Annotated in this window: 11 protein-coding genes; 3 read left to right on the forward strand and 8 right to left on the reverse strand. The window is 38.2% G+C overall.

The window, feature by feature from the left end; all coding sequences use genetic code 11:
- Positions 1–43: 43 nt before the first annotated feature.
- On the reverse strand, positions 44–2,800 hold the full coding sequence (locus tag LNQ34_RS11040) for an AsmA-like C-terminal region-containing protein (protein ID WP_229999716.1): 2,757 nt from the start codon (positions 2,798–2,800) through the stop codon (positions 44–46).
- 52 nt (positions 2,801–2,852) lie between these two features.
- Complete coding sequence (locus LNQ34_RS11045; RefSeq protein ID WP_017497237.1) at positions 2,853–3,434, reverse strand: MiaE family protein; 582 nt, start codon at positions 3,432–3,434, stop codon at positions 2,853–2,855.
- Positions 3,435–3,549: 115 nt separating this feature from the next.
- Between LNQ34_RS11045 and LNQ34_RS11050 the strand changes: the two genes are divergently transcribed.
- The gene (locus LNQ34_RS11050) at positions 3,550–4,791 is read left to right on the forward strand and encodes a glycosyltransferase (RefSeq protein ID WP_229999718.1); all 1,242 of its coding nucleotides are present in this window, start codon (positions 3,550–3,552) and stop codon (positions 4,789–4,791) included.
- 142 nt (positions 4,792–4,933) lie between these two features.
- Here LNQ34_RS11050 and LNQ34_RS11055 read toward each other — a convergent pair whose 3' ends face one another.
- The 6 genes from LNQ34_RS11055 to porU all read right to left on the reverse strand — a co-directional run bounded on the left by LNQ34_RS11055 (position 4,934) and on the right by porU (position 15,533).
- Complete coding sequence (locus tag LNQ34_RS11055) at positions 4,934–6,781, reverse strand: hydrolase/aminopeptidase (protein ID WP_202702525.1); 1,848 nt, start codon at positions 6,779–6,781, stop codon at positions 4,934–4,936.
- A 290-nt stretch (positions 6,782–7,071) separates the two neighbouring features.
- The gene (locus LNQ34_RS11060; RefSeq protein ID WP_229999720.1) at positions 7,072–8,721 is read right to left on the reverse strand and encodes a dihydrolipoamide acetyltransferase family protein; all 1,650 of its coding nucleotides are present in this window, start codon (positions 8,719–8,721) and stop codon (positions 7,072–7,074) included.
- A gap of 4 nt (positions 8,722–8,725) precedes the next feature.
- Positions 8,726–9,724, reverse strand: a complete 999-nt coding sequence (gene pdhA, locus LNQ34_RS11065; RefSeq protein ID WP_056190513.1) for a pyruvate dehydrogenase (acetyl-transferring) E1 component subunit alpha — start codon at positions 9,722–9,724, stop codon at positions 8,726–8,728.
- 158 nt (positions 9,725–9,882) lie between these two features.
- The gene (gene cdd, locus LNQ34_RS11070) at positions 9,883–10,365 is read right to left on the reverse strand and encodes a cytidine deaminase (protein ID WP_202702523.1); all 483 of its coding nucleotides are present in this window, start codon (positions 10,363–10,365) and stop codon (positions 9,883–9,885) included.
- A 78-nt stretch (positions 10,366–10,443) separates the two neighbouring features.
- Positions 10,444–11,652, reverse strand: coding sequence for a type IX secretion system outer membrane channel protein PorV (gene porV / locus LNQ34_RS11075; protein WP_202702522.1), 1,209 nt, complete (start codon positions 11,650–11,652; stop codon positions 10,444–10,446).
- A 41-nt stretch (positions 11,653–11,693) separates the two neighbouring features.
- Positions 11,694–15,533, reverse strand: coding sequence for a type IX secretion system sortase PorU (gene porU, locus LNQ34_RS11080; RefSeq protein ID WP_229999729.1), 3,840 nt, complete (start codon positions 15,531–15,533; stop codon positions 11,694–11,696).
- A 213-nt stretch (positions 15,534–15,746) separates the two neighbouring features.
- Here porU and gldJ point away from each other — a divergent pair, with 213 nt between their 5' ends.
- Both gldJ and LNQ34_RS11090 read left to right on the forward strand, forming a co-directional pair.
- Positions 15,747–17,435, forward strand: a complete 1,689-nt coding sequence (gene gldJ / locus LNQ34_RS11085) for a gliding motility lipoprotein GldJ (RefSeq protein WP_202702520.1) — start codon at positions 15,747–15,749, stop codon at positions 17,433–17,435.
- A 107-nt stretch (positions 17,436–17,542) separates the two neighbouring features.
- A complete protein-coding gene (locus tag LNQ34_RS11090; RefSeq protein ID WP_229999731.1) occupies positions 17,543–18,829 on the forward strand; it encodes a UDP-N-acetylmuramoyl-tripeptide--D-alanyl-D-alanine ligase in 1,287 nt (428 codons plus the stop codon).
- Positions 18,830–18,841: the final 12 nt, after the last annotated feature.

An 18,841-nucleotide genomic window follows, 5' to 3' on the forward strand; every position in this document is an offset into this window, starting at 1 on the left:
CTTGAATAAAAAAACCTGCTCATTATGAACAGGTTTTCTGATTTTATTCTTCAGTATCTTTTGTTTCTTCTAGATTTTGGGATTTTCTTCCCACTTTTATTTTTGGATTATCCTGAGTTCCGGTAATGGTTAATGGGATTCCAAAAATTCCTAACGGAGGAAGGCCCAGACGCATTTTCAGGTTTAGTTTTCCGTCCAGACTTGTGGTACCTTCGATTCTTGGTCGGAAGCCTGCAAACTTAAACTTAAAACGTTCTACCGTCATAATGTTGTTTTTGATGGTGGTTTTAATGTCCACCTTCGAAAGATCCGGATTTTTGATCGACTCTGTATTGGTTTGTTTGCTTACCGCGCTAAACATTTTCAATCCGCGAACTTTTACATCTTTTATCGAAAGCGTTCCTCCGCCTGCAAGCGATGGATAAACCGGAGACATATTGCTGTCTAAGCGGCCTTTTAATTGGTAATCTAAAGAAACAATTCCTTGTGCTTTCTCTGCGGCACTGGCCATTTTTCTAAAGACTTCAATTTCGTTGTAGGCTTTTTTGATGTCAAAATCAGAGGCTTTAATCGCATAGTCAAAATTGGCTTTTTTAGGAGTTATCGCCTGATAATTGGCATTCATACTAACATCACAGCCAATTAGATTGAAACCGGTATTCTGCATGTTCAGTTTGCCTTTGTTCATACTTAGATTTCCAACAGCATTTAAAAGATTCAATTTGTCAAAATTTACTTTTTGAGCGTTGGCTGTAAAGTGCAGATTCAAATTGGCAGGAATTATAATTACACCAGTTTGTGCAGGTTGCTTTTGAGGCTGGGCTTCCGTTTTGGTTTCTGTAACCGAAGTATTTGTCGGGGTAGCCGACATAAATTCGTCCACATTGATATAGCGTGAAGTCGATTTAAAAGAGCCTTTTAAAACACCAGTATTGGTAGTAGCATAATTGAAAACGTTCTGCAGGTAACCATTTAGCCTGAAATCAGATTGACCGTAGGCAGCCAAAAAGTTATTGAAGGACATTTTATCCTGATTGATTTTGAAAATACCTTCTTTGATGATGAATTTCTTCGGAAGATATTCAGAAGTTATTCCAATATTTCTAAGTTCAAGTGTTCCTTTGTTGTACAGCTTGCGGTAATTCCCTTTTTCGGCATCACTTTGCTTTCCTTTTAAAACCAAATCGGCTTTTACGGAACCGTCCAGATCAAGTCCTTGCTGAGAGAAAACTTTGTAGATTTTGTTCACGTCCAGTTCTCCTTTGGCTTTGATGTCGTAAGCCAAATCATTAAAATTACTCAAATCGGCTTCTACGAAAACAGGTTTTCCTTCAAAAGTAAACTGAGCAGGTTTTAGGTTTATTTTTAAATCGCCAAAAGTTCCTTTAGGGTTCTCGATCTTAGATTTGATGGTGATGTCTGTGATCGGATTTGGGTAATAAGGTGTTTTTAGGTAACCGTTTACCAAGTCAATAGTTCCGTTGGTAACGGGAAGAAGTTTGTTTTTTAAGTCAAATTTCCCATTAGCTTTTACGTCTCCTGCCAGATTTCCTTTTAAAACGATATTCGGAATTCCAAGTGCCTGCATTAATTTTCCAAGATCAATTTTGGCTTTAAAATCGGCGTTGATATCCGGGGTTTTTATGCCTTTTACATAAAATTTCGAATTTAAATAATCTTTGTTCATGTTCAACGAAAGATTTTTAGCATCAACAATTAGCAGATCCGGATTTAAAGAGGGAACTTTTGTTTTGATCTCTAAATTTAAATTGGAAACCGGAAAGGCGCTTTTGTTATAATTGACAAATCCGCTGTCTATTTTTACATCCAGATTAAGATCCGGTGCAATGTTCTGTGCGGCAATATAGTCTCCTTTTAAAGTTAAAAGCAGGTTGGTATTTCCTTTTAATTCTGTTTTCGACAGCCAGGTAATGTATTTTGGAGGGAAGGCGGTAAAAACATCGTGTAAATCACTGTTGTCTGATTTGATCACAAAATCCATATTATAACCGTCTTTCAGGAAGTCGAATTTCCCTATAAAGTCGACCACAAGATCATTTATTTTAAGGTTATTTTGTTGGAAATAAAAGGACAGGGAGTTGACGTTGACTTTTGTAATCAAATCAGCGTTCACTTTTTTATTCATTAAATAAGGTTCGTTTTCATAAACAATATTCAATTTTTCAATTTTTGCTTTCGAATACAAATCAAAAACGGCTTTGTTTAAATCTCCTTTTCCTAAATAATCAAACCCGAACGCATCAAAATGGATTTTGGTTGATTTGTCATCGTAAACAATTTTACTGTTTAAAATTTCAATTCGTTCCAGTTTTAAAGCGGTTTCGGTACTGTCTTTAGGGGCTTCGGCCTGAGAATTTGATTTGTAGATATTGTAATTGGCTTCTCCTTCTTCGTTTACTTTTACATTGATAAAGGAATCTGATAAATAAATCTGATCGATTTTTACTTCTTTGCTGAAAACCAGACTGGCTACATTGATACCAAACGAAACTTCTTTCGCAGTGATGAATTTTTCTTTTGTATAAGGAGCCGATCCGTTAAGGTGTAAATCGCTTAAGGTTAAAGTAAGCGAAGGGAAATGTTGAAAAAACGAAACCGAAACATCAGAGTAATTCAATTCTGCACTTAGCTTTTCGTTAGCGGTTTTTTTAATTTGTTCCTTGATTTGATCTTCAAAAATAATGGGAGTAAGGAATAGTAGTCCTATAATGACAACAAAGGTAATCCCAAGGTATTTAGCCGTTTTTAGTAAAATGGTCTTTATTTTATTTGTAGACATAACAAGTTGTGGTATTTATAGGTAAAAAATGAAAATCGAGTTTAAAAGAATATTATCCGTGTACGGTTTCGCTTTTTCCGTAGTTGGTAATAATTGAGCCTTCAAATTCAATCCATTCTTTCCAGCGTTTATCAATATCGATATTGTCGGTATATTTTCGTGCAAAACCTAAAAATGTAGTATAATGACCAGCTTCAGAAATCATTAAATCGCGATAGAATTTAGCCAGTTCTTCGTCTTTTATGTTTTCAGAAAGTACTTTAAAGCGCTCACAGCTTCTGGCTTCAATCATAGCCGAAAACAACAGACGGTCGCAAAGAGCATCTCTGCGGCTTCCGTCTTTTTTCATAAATTTAAAAAGTTCATTTACATAGTGATCTTTTCGTTCACGCCCTAAGGTCAAACCTCTTTTTTTGATAATATCGTGCACCATTTGTAAGTGTTCGAGCTCTTCTCTGGCGATTACAAGCATTTCGGTAACCAATTCTTCCAGTTCAGAATTGTAAGTCACTAAGCTGATGGCATTTGAAGCTGCTTTTTGCTCGCACCACGCATGATCCGTCAAAATCTCTTCGATATTTGATTCTACTATATTTACCCAGCGCGGGTCTGTGGCTAATTTTAATCCTAACATAATTGATTCCGAAATTTGTATGCTGCAAAATTACTCATTTTTATGACCAAAAAACAGGAAATTCCATGTGAATACGCTCAAAAAAGCATTATTTTGTAGCTTGAATGCAATGTAAATGAATCCAATGAAAAAACTTTTAATTATCGGTTCTGTCTGGCCCGAGCCAAATTCGTCTGCTGCCGGAGGAAGAATGATGCAGTTAATTTCTATTTTTAAACAGAATAAATTTGACATCACATTTGTCAGTGCGGCATTAGACAGCGATTTTATGGTGGATTTGTCTGAGTTCGGAGTAGCGAAAAAAAGCATTGAGCTCAATTCGGCCAGTTTTGATGATTTTGTAAAGGAACTAAACCCGCAAGTTGTTCTTTTTGATCGTTTTATGATCGAAGAACAATTTGGATGGCGAGTGACGGAAAACTGTCCTGATGCGATTCGGATTCTCGATACCGAAGACTTACATTGTTTACGCGCTGCCAGGCAAAAGGCTTTTAAAGAAAATCGAAAGTTTGAAGTGACAGATCTTTTTTCTGAAGAAGTAGCAAAACGAGAAATTGCCAGTATTTTAAGATGTGATTTGTCTTTGATTATTTCGACGTTTGAAATGGATGTTCTAAAAGACAAGTTCAGAATCAATGCCGATTTACTTTTGTATCTTCCTTTTTTGACAGATTCTATGTCTGAAGATGATCTTTTGAAATTACCATCATTTGAAGAAAGGAATACGTTTGTTTTTATTGGGAATTTCTTTCATGAGCCCAATTGGAATACGGTTCAGTACTTAAGAGAAGTAATTTGGCCTTTGATCAAAAAAGATTTCCCTGCGGCTGTTTTGGAAATTTACGGCGCTTATCCGTCACAGAAAGTACTGCAGATCCATCAGCCTAAGAATGGATTTTATATCATGGGAAGGGCAGTAGATGCTGTCGAAATCGTGAAAAATGCAAGAGTTGTACTGGCGCCAATTCGTTTTGGAGCAGGTTTAAAAGGGAAATTGTTAGAAGCTATGCAATGCGGAACGCCAAGTGTGACCACTGCAATTGGTTCTGAAGCGATGCATGCTAATTTACCCTGGAATGGTTTTATAGAAGATGATGCAGCTGAATTTGCTAAGAAAGCAATTAGACTTTATCAGGATGAGAATCTTTGGAACGAGGCTCAGAAAAAGGGAGTTGCAATTATCAACGAGTGTTATTTGAAAGATAAATACTCAGATGGATTCATGTCTGTGGTAAATTCATTGTTAATGGATGCTAAAAGCCATCGTTTGCATAATTTTATGGGGAGTTTATTGCAGCATCATGCTTATAAAAGCACCATGTACATGTCAAAGTGGATTGAAGCGAAGAATAAGTAAGTATTCAGTTGGCAGTTTTCAGTCCCAGTTACTGTAAACTGAGACTGAGACTGAGACTGAGAGCTGCGACTGAGAACTGCGACTGAGAGCTGAGACTGAGAGCTGCGACTGAGAGCTGCGACTGCAAACTGAATACTGAATACTATTTCAAAATGCCTTCAACAGCCTGAATAGTTGTAGCATGGTAACCTGATTTTGCTTTTTCGAAAATCTGTTTAGCCCATGCTTTTCCTTCAGGAGTTTTAACCATTTCTTTGTACAACATCATTACCGATCCGGTTCGGCTTATTCCAATTAGAAATTGCTCAATAGCAGGATTGGCTGCTTTGTATTGGTGTTCAATGGCTTGCGCAAACCACTGACGTTTGATGATGAAGTTACCGCCTTTTGTAAAGTTAAATTCTTTGTCAATAGCTTCCATCTCTTTTGCTGTAATGTCAGTTGGAAGATGATCGATAAAATGCTGTTTTTCGGCAGTTGTTGTAATTTTTTTACTTAGACCTGTTACGCCTGTTTCTCTCCATGTTTTTTGGATTTTATCAATCGCATCAAAATCAGGAGAACTTACCGGAAGGATGTTTGACGGAATTCCCGGTTTGTAAATCCATTCGTCCAGTTTTATTTTATCTGCCAGAGCTTTGTCGCCTTTAATAAGGTTTTCGTTAATATATTTTACGAAGTCTTCTGTTGTGATCGATTGGAAAGCATGTGAATCGAAATAATTTTTAATAAACGGATCGAATTTTTCACGGCCAACAGCATTCTCAATAACTCTTAAAAATGCATATCCTTTTACATACGGTATTTGGCTAATTCCATCGTCCGGATTTCTTCCGGTAAGACTAACTTTTAATCTCGTGTCCGGATTTTCTTTTCCATATTCAGCTACATTATCGACTAATTCTTTGTTTGTGATAACGTTTTGCATTTCAAATTCTTTCTTTCCAAAGATGGCTTCTCCAATTCTGTGTTCTACATAAGTCGTAAATCCTTCGTTTAACCAAATATCATCCCAGGTGGCATTAGTTACTAAATTTCCGCTCCAGCTGTGTCCTAGCTCATGTGCTAAAAGGCTTGTTAGAGAGCGATCTCCTGCAATAACGCCAGGAGTAAGGAAAGTTAGGTTTGGATTTTCCATTCCGCCATAAGGAAAGCTTGGTGGTAAAACCAGTACGTCGTAACGTCCCCAACGGTAGGGTCCGTATAGTTTTTCGGCAGCGCCTACCATGTTGCCTAATTCGGCAAATTCCCATGCTGCTTTTTTCAGTAAAGAAGGTTCTGCGTAAACTCCGGTTCTTTTGTCGATAGATTGAAATTCAAGATCTCCAACAGCGATAGCCATTAGATAAGAAGGAATTGCTTTGTCTTGTTTGAAGGTGTAAACTCCGGTGTCGTTTTTCTTTTGCGGATTAACAGCGCTCATTAAGGCTATTAAATCTTTAGGAACCGTAACTTTTGCATTGTACGTAAAACGGATGCCCGGTGAGTCCTGACATGGAATCCAGGTACGGGACCAAACACTTTCGCCCTGAGAGAATAAGAATGGTTTCTTTTTGTCTGCCGTTTGTTCCGGAGTTAGCCATTGTAGTGCCACTGCGTCTTTAGTAGTGCTGTAGTAAATGTTAACTTTAGTAGTGTTGGGTTCGATAGTAATGTGAAGTGGTTTTCCGTGAAATTCTACGTCGGTGCCAAGTTTGAATTTCGTTTCTTTTTCTTCGTCTCCTAAGGTTACTTTGGTAATGTTAAGCGTGTTTTCGTCGAAGATGATTTCGTTTCCTTTGCTAACATTGTCAATTTGCCACGATGCTTTTCCGGTAATGGTTTGTGTGTCAAAATCTACTTTGATATCGAGATCAAGGTGTTTAACGACAGCGAGTTCAGGTTTAGAATAGCTGTGTTCGTCAATGACGGCTGTATTTTTTTCGGTTTGTTCTTTTTTCTGGCAGGCAAGAGCTGCTAAGAATAAAGCTACAAGAGTTATTTTCTTCATTTTTATGTGTTTTGGATTTGAGGATGAAAATTAAACAAAAAATCCCGTCCCGAAAAACTTCAGGACGGGATTTTATTATGAGGGGGGTCTTCGACTTCGCTCAGACGGACATTCGACTTCGCTTAGTCATTTTGACTTCGCTCAGACTGACGTTCGACTTCGCTCAGACGGACATTCGACTTCGCTTAGTCATTTTGACTTCGCTCAGACTGACGTTCGGCTTCGCTCAGACGGACATTCGATTTTGCTCAGTCATTTTGACTTTGCTCAGACGGACATGGGCATAAAAATTATGCTAACATGGTCACCGGGCTTTCGATGTATTGTTTTAATGTTTGTAAAAACTGAGCTCCGGTTGCACCGTCGATTGTTCTGTGGTCACATGCTAATGAAAGCATCATGGTGTTTCCAACTACAATCTGACCATTTTTTACTACCGGTTTTTCTACAATTGCTCCTACAGAAAGGATTGCAGAGTTTGGCTGGTTGATGATTGAATTGAATTCAGTGATACCAAACATTCCAAGGTTAGAAACGGTAAAGGTGCTTCCTTCCATTTCCTGTGGTCCCAGTTTTTTGTTTTTTGCTCTTCCGGCAAGATCTCTTACGCTTGCGCCAATTTGTGATAAACTCATAGCGTCTGTAAATTTCAATACAGGAACTACTAATCCGTCTTCAACTGCTACAGCAACACCAATGTTTACATGGTGGTTGATGATGATTGCATCTTCTTTCCACTGAGAGTTGATTTTTGGGTGTTTTTTCAAGGCTAAAGCACAAGCTTTAATTACCATATCGTTAAAAGATACTTTTGTATCCGGAACCGTATTGATTGTTGCTCTTGCTCCCATAGCTTCGTCCATGCTTACTTCGATCACTAAGTTGTAGTGAGGTGCTGTAAATAAAGATTCTGCCAAACGTTTTGCGATAATTTTACGCATTTGAGAGTTTTTGATCTCTTCTGTGAAAACTTCTCCGGCAGGAACAAATACTTTTGGTGCAGCAGGTGCGGCTTCTTGTGGTTTAGCAGCAGAAGTTGTAGTTGCGGCAGCTGCAGCAGGTGTTTGTGCAGCAGGAGTAAAGTTCTCGATATCGCTTTTCACGATACGTCCGTTTTCTCCTGAACCTTTAACCTGATTTAATGAAATTCCTTTGTCAGAAGCGATTTTCTTCGCTAATGGCGAAGCTAGAATTCTTCCTCCGTTTGAAGTTTCGGCTACCGTTTCTGTTGCTTTTTCAGCAGCAGGAGCAGCTTTAGTTTCTTCAGTTGCAGGAGCGCTTACAGCACCTCCGGCAGTATAGTTTGCAGAAATTCCCGAAACATCAGTTCCGGCAGGTCCGATGATCGCTAACAAGCTGTCAACAGGAGCTGTATTTCCTTCCTGAATTCCGATATATAATAAAGTACCAGCATTGAAAGACTCAAACTCCATAGTAGCTTTGTCTGTTTCAATTTCTGCTAAGATATCTCCTTCAGCAACAGCATCACCTACTTTTTTCAACCAGGTAGCTACTGTTCCTTCAGTCATCGTGTCGCTCAAGCGTGGCATAGTAACTACTACAACACCTTTTGGTAATTCAGTTGCTGCTTTTGCAGGAGCAGCAGTTTCTGTTTTTGTTTCTGCAGCAGGGGCAGCTTCCGCTTTTGGTGCTTCTGCAGCAGGGGTAGCACCACCGGCTAAAAGAGCAGAAATATCTTCTCCTTCGTTTCCAATGATTGCTAATAAAGAGTCAACAGGAGCAGTTTCTCCCGCTGGTATTCCGATATGTAAAAGAGTTCCTTCGTTGAAAGACTCAAATTCCATTGTTGCTTTGTCTGTTTCAATCTCAGCTAAGATATCTCCTTCGCTAATTTTGTCGCCTACTTTTTTAAGCCAAGTCGCTACCGTTCCTTCTGTCATAGTATCGCTCAAACGAGGCATTGTAATAATTGTTGCCATTGATTTATAGTTTATGAGGTGTGAATGGATAGTCTTCTTGTGCGTATACTACATCATACAATTGTTGTAATTCAGGATATGGAGATTCTTCAGCGAATTTCACACATTCTTCAACCAGGTCTTTTACTCTTTGGTCGATTACTTCAATTTCTTCTTCTGTAGCGTATTTTTGATCCATAATTACGTCTAAAACCTGAGTAATAGGGTCAATTTTTTTGTATTCTTCTACCTCTTCTTTAGAACGGTACAATTGTGCGTCAGACATAGAGTGTCCTCTGTAACGGTACGTTTTCATTTCAAGGAAAGTTGGTCCGTCACCACGACGTGCTCTGTCGATTGCTTCTGTCATTGCTTCGGCAACTTTTACCGGGTTCATTCCGTCAACAGGTCCGCAAGGCATTTCATATCCTAAACCAAGTTTCCAGATGTCGGTGTGGTTTGCAGTTCTTTCCACAGAAGTTCCCATTGCATAACCGTTGTTTTCAACGATAAATACAACCGGTAATTTCCATAACATTGCCATGTTGAAAGCTTCGTGTAAAGAACCTTGTCTCGCAGCTCCATCACCAAAATAGGTCATAGTAACTCCTCCTGTTTCAAAATATTTATCTGCAAAAGCTAAACCAGCTCCTACCGGAATTTGTCCACCTACGATTCCGTGTCCTCCGTAAAAACGGTGTTCTTTAGAGAAAATGTGCATAGATCCTCCCATACCTTTAGAGGTACCGGTTGCTTTTCCTAAAAGTTCAGCCATTACACGTCTCGGATCAACTCCCATACCGATTGGCTGTACGTGGTTTCTGTAAGCAGTAATCATTTTGTCTTTGGTCAGGTCCATAGCGTGTAAAGCTCCTGCTAATACAGCTTCCTGACCATTATATAGGTGTAGAAAACCTCTAACTTTTTGTTGAATGTATAATGCTGCAAGTTTATCTTCAAACTTCCTCCAAAGTAGCATGTCTTCGTACCACTTTAAATATACCTCTTTTGTAACTTCTTTCATCTGAATTCTTTCTTTTGCTAAAGTTTGTTTGTGTTATCAATTGTTGCCTGTAACGCAAAATAGTTTCCTCCCACAAATTTGCGCCCGAAAGGTCGGGATGCAAAAATAAGACATTCCTAGTAAGAAGTAAAATTTAAAAGCTACTTTTTGGCTTTTTTTTACAAGAACTTTTTATCAAACATAAACGGGAGTAAATTTTTTAGGGATGCCGATTTGTAAACTTCTCCGATTTCTCCCATAAAAAAGATTTCAATAGGGGTGTCCTGTCTGATCTCGTATTCTGCAATAGATTGACGACAAGATCCACAAGGCGGAATCGGTGCTGTGGTTTGATTAGTGTCTGAAGCTGCTGTAATGGCTATTTTTAGAATTTTAGCTTCCGGATATACACTTCCGGCATGATAAATGGCAACACGTTCGGCGCATAATCCCGAAGGATATGCTGCATTTTCCTGATTAGATCCTATCACTATTTTTCCATTGTCTAAAAGTAAAGCAGCTCCAACCCGAAATTGAGAATAGGGCGCATATGCTTTTTTGCGAACTTCGACCGCCTGACTCATTAACTCCTGAATGTCTTTTGGGAGTTCTTCAAGGTTATTGTAAATGTTGAAGGATGATGTAATGCTTATTTCTTTCATTTCTGTTTAAGGGAAAAAAAATCCAAATTCCTAAAGAAACAGGAATTTGGATTGTTATTAATTTTTTATTTTCTGGTTTTAATAAACTTCGTATTTGTCGCCAAAGTTAAAGGTTAAAGAAAAACGAAGTGTATTTTCTAACGGATTTTTAACTTTTGATGTTGAAAATAAATACGAAACGTCAACTTTTACTACATTGTATTTGAATCCTGCTCCTAAAGAGAAGAATTGTCTGGCTCCTTTTACAGGACTTTCATGAAAATATCCTGCTCTTACAGCAAAAGCATCCTGATACATATATTCTGCACCTACACTATAAGTGATTTCTTTTAATTCTTCACTGAAACCACCCGGAGCATCTCCGAAAGATTTAAAAATTCCGGATACCCAACCAATGTCTTTGTAGGTTTTGTATTTTGCTGCATCAGCTTGTGCCTGAGAAATGTCTCCCGGATCTGTAAAATCACCATCACCGTTTGCATCTACAGGAGTTCCTGCTCCCGGAGGCGTTGGAACTAAAAGTTTGGTAAATTCAACACTAAGACCTACTTTGTTATAGTCGTCTAAGATGAAATCAAAACCTCCTCCTAATCTAAGGTTTGCCGGTAAAAAATTAGAACTGATATCGTCGTTATCGTAGCTTATTTTTTGTCCAAGGTTTTGCAGGTTGAAACCACCTCTCCATCTTCCGTTAAAATCAGCATAAGCGATTTCTTCTGATTGGTAGAATCCGGCAACGTCTATCGCAAAAGTGCTTGAAGCTGACGCGTCAACTTCTTCAGAAGCAATTTTCAGATTAGAACGAATGTATCTTGCGGCTACCGCCATGGAGAATTTCTCGCTTAATTTCAAAGAGTAAGAACCGTCTAAGGCAAACTCATTTGGAGAAACGATTCTTGCGGCTTCATTTGGGTCTCCGGTTGTTCTTAGTTCAATATCCCCAAAGCCAAAATAACGAAAGCTTCCTGCGAAGGCACTTCGGTCGTTAATTTTGTTGTAATAGGTTGCCTGACCTAATGAAATATCATTGGCTAAGTCTGTCAAATAAGGGGTGTAGCTGATAGAAAATCCTTGCTTGTCTACGGAGAAAGCATATTTCGCAGGGTTCCATTGTTGCGAATAAGCGTCGGCTGATGTAGCGACACCCTGATCGGCTAAACCTGCAGCTCTTGCGTCAGCTGCGACTAGTAAAAAAGGTACTCCTGTAGTAATAGGGCGTTCAATGTTTTGAGCTTTTGCGTACGGAATAATTAAAAGGCAAATTAATAGAAGCGATATTTTTTTCATTTATGTTAGGTATGGTGTTGGTGATACAAATATATAGAATATTATAAAATGACAAGCTTTTCGTATTTTTCTGCTTTTTTATTTGTTAAATTAGATTTGACAGTGAGTTTGTAAATGTATACGCCTTTCCCGATTCGATCGCCAAAATCATCTTTTCCATCCCAGGTGATTTCTCTCGATAAAAAACCTTCTGTGGTGACGATTTGGTTTTTTGTCCAAACGACTTTTCCGGTTATAGTCATTACCTGAACTTGCACATCCAGAGGTTCGTAAGGCCTGTTGTGTGAAAACCAAAATTGCGTATAGGTTGAAAATGGGTTAGGATAATTAAGAACGTGTGTTAAGGTCAGCGATTCATTTCCAACAACTATAAATTGTATTTCACTCGTTACGGGATTGTTGTAAACGTCCCATGCTGTAAATGTTATCGTGTGCATTCCGGCAGCAAGATTTCGCAATGGAAAACGTAAATTTCCATTGGTGTAATCGTCAAGTTTTGTCTGATAATAATCATTTAGAACAAAAGGATTGCTTACATCGCCGTCCAGCACTGCTGTAATATCATGCCCGATTCCGCTTGCTGTATTGATTCCGTTTTCATCTTCAAGAAACGCCAGTAAAAAGGGCGATTCGTTTGTAATTCCTCCCGATACAAAAGTTTCATCGTTCATATATAACTTCACTTTTGGACTTATATTGTCCTGTGGAGCATTTTCATTTATTCCTCCAATTTTTATAGTGGTGTTGTAACCTGATTGATTTTCAAGTGTTTGGTTTTTCTTGGAGTAAAAGCTGATTCGGCCATAATCAACAGGAACACGGATGTCTCGGGGTACAACAAAGCTGAATTCAAACTGACCGTTGGTTACCGAAGCATTTCCTCTGAAGATAGTTTCTCCCAGTATTTTGAATGACATTGCAGGGCTATATCCATCATTATTTAGGGTGCTGGTGGTGATTAATTTGTCGAAGATGGCGGTTGCCAGTTCGCCGTTGTAATTGCTTAACAGCGTGTTGTTTTCGTCTGTGATTTCTCCTGTGATTTTAATTTTTGACAAGGATTTAAAGTCGGGAATAGGCTGAGAAATCGCAATGTCATTGATTTTTGTTAAACTGATTTTTGGTTTCGGAATGGCAAGCATCAAAGCAGGATCGCCAATGTAAAAAATAACATTACTGGATGAGCTTGGGTTTTCATTTTTAGAAATTCGAAGTGCTTCGGCGATGCTCGTGTATTGGTTGGATCCGTATGAGAACAGGTTTTTGTTCAGGCTGTCATTAAAATTTTCTGCATTGTATTGTCCTATGGCGCGAATGGTGGTTAGCATGGAGATGGCGCCTCCTTTTGGGTTCCAAAAAGTATATTCTCCTGCGGTTGGTCTTGTTGGGTCGTCAAATCTCGAAAACTCGCAGGTTATTGTAATGAATAAGGGGTATTTGTATTGATTGTTCAGGTTTTGACCGTCTGATTTTTCCCAGATTCTTTCGGCTGCGAGACCGTCTTCGCCGCCATGTCCAAGGTAATTAAAGACTAAAGCACCTTTTTCAAAAGCATTAAATATATCGGTTCTTGCCTTCGGGTACCTCGATCCTCCTGCGGAAGCTTCCTGGGCGTAGGCATCGAGGAAAATCTTTTCTACGTTTAAAAATGGTTTTTGGGTTGAGATTGCATCGGCCAGGGTGTTTTGGCGTGATTGTAAGGTTGTGTCTGAGGTTCGGTCAGAGTCGTCACTTACCATAACAACATTGTTGCGCCAGTTTCCAAATGATTTCTGGTCGTGGTATTCTAAAACTTTGTTGACCATTTCTGCTGCCTGAGCATTGTCTGAAATTAACATTCTGCCTACAGCGATATCAATTCCTCCAAAAGGGAAAACGACAACCCCTTCATTGGCATCCATAAGCCCGTAAAAATCATCTGAGGCAAATGAGGCTTCTCCTGTAGAGTTGCTGACCACGGACTGATATACCGGTACAATGTTGGTATTGTTTGTAATCCGGTCTTTGTAGTCAAATGAGGCGTCTCCGAACAGATTTACGTATTTAAGTCTTTTTTCGGAAGCAGAAGCGTTGCTGTACAAGTATCGAATGCAGTTTCTAATGGCTGCCACGTCTTGTTTTCCGGAAGAGAATTCCTGGTAGATGTTCTCCAGTAGAATTACTTTTACATTCAAATTAGAATTTATCCGGTGGAAAGTAGCTAGTTTTTCAGCTTGAGAAACAAGGATTTTTGGCGTCACGATTATATAGTCGATGTCTTGAAAACTGTTTTGCGCATTCCTGAAAAGTGTTCCTTTTAAATTTTGGTTCGCAACTTTAGATTGACTTTCTTTTAAAGGAGCGTAATAATCGGCAGGGTCAAGGGCGATGTATGTTCTGATTTCACCCAACGATGCCTTAAAGCTTAAGTTGGCTTGGTTGTTGTTTTCTACTTTTAAGGTGTTAGTAGGATCAGTAACGTCCCAAATTTGAGAAATGGCGGCGGCATTTCCGATGGTGTAATTGGCTATTCCGGGAGTTGAACCTGCTAAATTGTATTGAAATCTGAATTGTTTACCGATGCCTAGAAGTTTTCTTTTGGCAGTCAGATTTATGAAATCAAGATAGCCTTTTGATCCGGGAACACCATTGTTGTTGTAGGTGAGTTTTATTTTTACATTTTCGGCTCCGGTAAAGGCTGCGTTGGAGGGTAATTCCTGATTGTAATATTTGATATCAGCATTTAGTGCCAAGGCTTGAAAATTAAGGCTTCCGATGTTTTGTCCGTTGGCCGAAATGGTAAACGAAGTAGGAGTGTAGGCTGCAGAGGCTGCTTTGAGTTCTATTTTTACAGGGACTGAAGTGTCGATGTTGGGAAAGTTAAAGCTGAATTCCTGCTCCTGAGTAATGTCAAAAGATTCTCCGCACCACTGGCGTCCCAAATGAGCGATGTTTATTTTGTCGATCTCATGAAATTGATAATCGTCAAAAGTATTGAGCTCTAAAGTGCTGTTGCCGGTGGGTTGATTTAGAGGAGCGATTCGTTTTCCATCACTGCCTGTAGTGGTAATATAATAATAGGATTTGGTGTCGTACAAGTTCAGGTTAGTCTGGCTTTCTGTGTTCCAGTTTTCAACGCCTTCACCATAAAAAAGAATATAATCTTCGTTGTTGAATACACCGTCTGTTTCACCAACGATCTGAATCGCATTTTCTGCCAGATCTTCCGGATAATAAGCGTTGTTGGCAAGAGGAAGCATTTTTCCTCCATTTCCATAAATTTTAATTCTTCTTGGATCTGTTTTTCCGGGGTCAAATCCCAGGCTTTGAAGAAAAGATCTCGAGATTTTGTAGATGCCCGATTTTTCAATGTAAAAACGATACCAGTCTCCCGTAGCTAATACAGAATTGTAAACCGTATTTGCTTTTTGAAAAGAAGAAGAGGTACTGTTTTTCGCAGTGCTGTCGGAGGTTTTTTTGTAAGAAAAAGATCGGATTCGTTTGAAGCTGTTTCCTTCTTTTATAATAGGCGATAATGATAAGAATACCTGCTTTAGGTCTCTTGAGGTAGTTGTTTTAAGAGACTCATTTGGTTTTTCAGGGATATTCTCGAGCGAAAGGTCGCCCAGGTCGGCAGTTGAAACGGATTCGTAAACGACATTGAAAATTTGAATCGAATTGTAGTTTGAATAACCGGATTCGGTCAGATTGAGCAGTAATATTATGCTTTTTTTAGTAGTATCATACCGAAAACTGTTTCCGGAAAAATACGGTATTTTTAATTTTGAGTCGCCAAAACTCATCTCTTTTTTGTTTTGCCAATCTAACGTAAAGTCGCCATTTATCTGAGAAAATGAGATAAATGGAAGGAGAAAAAGATATAAGATCAGGACTTGTTTCATTAGCGGATAAAACGGTTTTTAATTAAAAATATTTTAGTAGGTAAAAATATAGTATTTCATGTTATAGTAAATAATAAAAAGTATATTTTTGCGTTCGTAACAATAGGTTATTTTCTGGTAAAAAACAGCGAAATAAAATTATTAGAACAGATGTTGCCAATTAAATGTTAATTATTATATTGCAGCACCTAAATTTATCACCTAAGAATGAGTATGAAAGTAAACAAAATTGTAGTCTTGCAATTAATGATGTCAATGGTATTGATGTTAGGCACGGCTAGTTGTAGCAAAAAATCGAGTTCCAGTCATGCTTCCAGGGCAACTGGTTGGGACGTAGACAGTCAAAATGGAACTGCTGCCAGAAATGCAGGAAAAAAACAACAGGCAGGTCCTGGTTTAGTTTTTGTTGAGGGAGGTACATTTACGATGGGTAAAGTACAAGATGATGTTATGCACGATTGGAATAACACACCAACTCAACAACACGTTCAGTCATTCTATATGGATGAAACTGAAGTTACAAACGGTATGTACTTAGAGTACCTGGAATGGTTAAAGAAAGTTTTCCCACCAACAGAAGAAAATTACAAGAATATTTACGAAGGAGCATCTCCTGATACTTTAGTATGGAGAAATCGTTTAGGATACAACGAAACGATGACAAACAACTACTTAAGACATCCATCTTATGCAAACTACCCGGTAGTAGGTGTAAATTGGATTCAGGCTGTTGAATTTGCTAAATGGAGAACTGATCGTGTGAACGAAGCAGTTTTAGAGAAAAACGGTTACCTTAAAAGAGGAGCAAAAACTCAGGATGTTAGCGCTGAAAGTTTATTTAATACAGAAGGTTATGTTGCTTCTCCAAGTACAACTTACGGAGGTAACGAAGAGCTTGTGTTAAAGAAAAACCCTAGCGGAAGAAAAAAACCTAAAGCAGGTAAAGACGGTGTTGTTCAGGAAGAGAAAAATGTATATGCACAACGTTCTTCAGGACTTATTTTGCCGGAATACAGACTTCCTACCGAAGCGGAGTGGGAATATGCTGCTGCTGCTGATGTTGGACAAAGAGAATACAATATCTATAAAGGACAAAAGAAATATCCTTGGTCTGGAGATTATACACGTTCTGCAAAACGTAAAAACAAAGGAGATCAATTGGCTAACTTCAAACAAGGAAACGGTGATTACGGTGGAATTGCAGGTTGGTCTGATGATGGTGCAGATATTACAAACTCTGTAAAAAGTTACGCTCCTAACGATTTTGGATTGTATGATATGGCAGGAAACGTTGCCGAATGGGTTGCTGACGTTTACAGACCTATTATCGATAACGAAGCAAATGATTTCAACTACTTTAGAGGAAATCAGTATGCTAAAAACAAAATCGGGAAAGATGGTAAAATTGAAATTATTACTAAAGATAATATTCAATACAAAACATTAAGTAACGGTAAAAAAGTAGCAACAAATTTACCTGGAGAAATTGCTCAGGTTCCTGTTGATGAAAATGAAACTTACTTAAGAACTAACTTCGATACAAGTAACAACATTAACTACAGAGACGGAGACAAGCAATCTTCTAAATATTTTGATTTCGGAGATTCTGAATCAGGATCTAAAGCAGATCAGGCGATGTACAACTCACCTAAACATAATATCACAACAGATAGTTTAGGTCAGATGGTTAAGAAATATGACAACTCAAGTAAACGTACAACATTAATCGATGATAATGTAAGAGTTTACAAAGGAGGTTCATGGAGAGACAGAGCTTATTGGCTGGATCCGGGTCAAAGAAGATATTTCCCTCAGGATATGGCAACTGATTACATCGGATTTAGATGTGCAATGTCCAGAGTAGGTGCTAAATCTGAGAAAAGAAAATCACCTAGAAACTAAAATCAAGAAAATTCAATAAAAAAATTCCAAATTCCAACTGATTTACGCAGCTTTTGGAATTTGGAATTTTTTTATTGCTTATTTTTAATATGTAAAATTTTTTATAAATGAATATTAAGGACCTTCATAATTTGTTTTTAAAATGTAAATCAGTTTCAATTGATACGAGAAAAATTGAAAAGGATTCTATGTTTTTTGCTATAAAAGGAGAAAACTTTGATGCCAATACTTTTGCTTCGCAGGCGCTAGAATTGGGAGCCTTGTTTGTTGTTATTGACAATGCCGCTTATGCTATTGACGACAGGACAATTTTGGTAGAAGACAGCTTAGAAACATTGCAGGAACTGGCAAAGTATCACAGAGCATATTTGAAACTTCCCATTATTGCTTTAACAGGAAGTAACGGAAAAACAACTACCAAGGAATTGATCAATGTAGTTTTATCTCAGAAGTTTAAAACCAAAGCAACTGTTGGGAACTTAAACAATCATATTGGGGTTCCGCTGACTTTGTTGTCTTTTACAAAAGAGACAGAAATCGGAATCGTTGAAATGGGAGCAAATCACAAAAGAGAAATAGCGTTCTTGTGTGAAATTGCACAGCCTGATTTTGGCTATATTACCAATTTCGGAAAAGCACATTTAGAAGGTTTTGGCGGTGTTGAAGGAGTAATTATTGGTAAAAGCGAGATGTACCAATATCTGGCGAAAAACAACAAGATTGCTTTTGTAAACCTCGAAGATCCAATCCAGATTGAAAAATCAGCCGGAATTGAATCTTTTACTTTTGGAGTGAATAATGCTCAGGCAAACCTGAAAATCAATAGCATTCAGGCCAATCCATTTGTGGTGATCGGGTACGATAATTTTAGCGTAGAATCGCATTTAATAGGACTTTATAACGCAAATAATATCAATGCGGCCGTAGCAATGGGAGCTTATTTTAAGGTAGAAGAAAAGGCGGTAAAACAGGCTATCGAAAATTACATACCGGAGAACAACAGATCTCAATTATTAAAGAAGGGATCGAATGAGATTATTCTGGATGCCTACAATGCAAACCCGAGCAGTATGGCTGTGGCTATTACTAATTTCCTGCAATTGGAAAATTCGAACAAGGTGATGATCTTAGGTGATATGTTTGAACTTGGCGAAGAAAGCCAACAGGAACATAAACAAATTGTAGATTCACTATCCGATCAAAATCAATCCGTTTGTTATTTGATTGGGAAGTACTTTTACGAAACAAAAGTGGTCAGCGACAAACTTCAGTTTTTTGAAACTTTTGATGTTTTTGCTGAGTTTTTGAAGACGATACATTTTAAAGAAAATACAATTCTGATAAAAGGATCCAGAGGCATGGCTTTGGAACGAACATTAGAATTTATAAACTAATAAAAAGGCATT

The organism is Flavobacterium lipolyticum, assembly GCF_020905335.1.
GTDB lineage: Bacteria > Bacteroidota > Bacteroidia > Flavobacteriales > Flavobacteriaceae > Flavobacterium > Flavobacterium lipolyticum.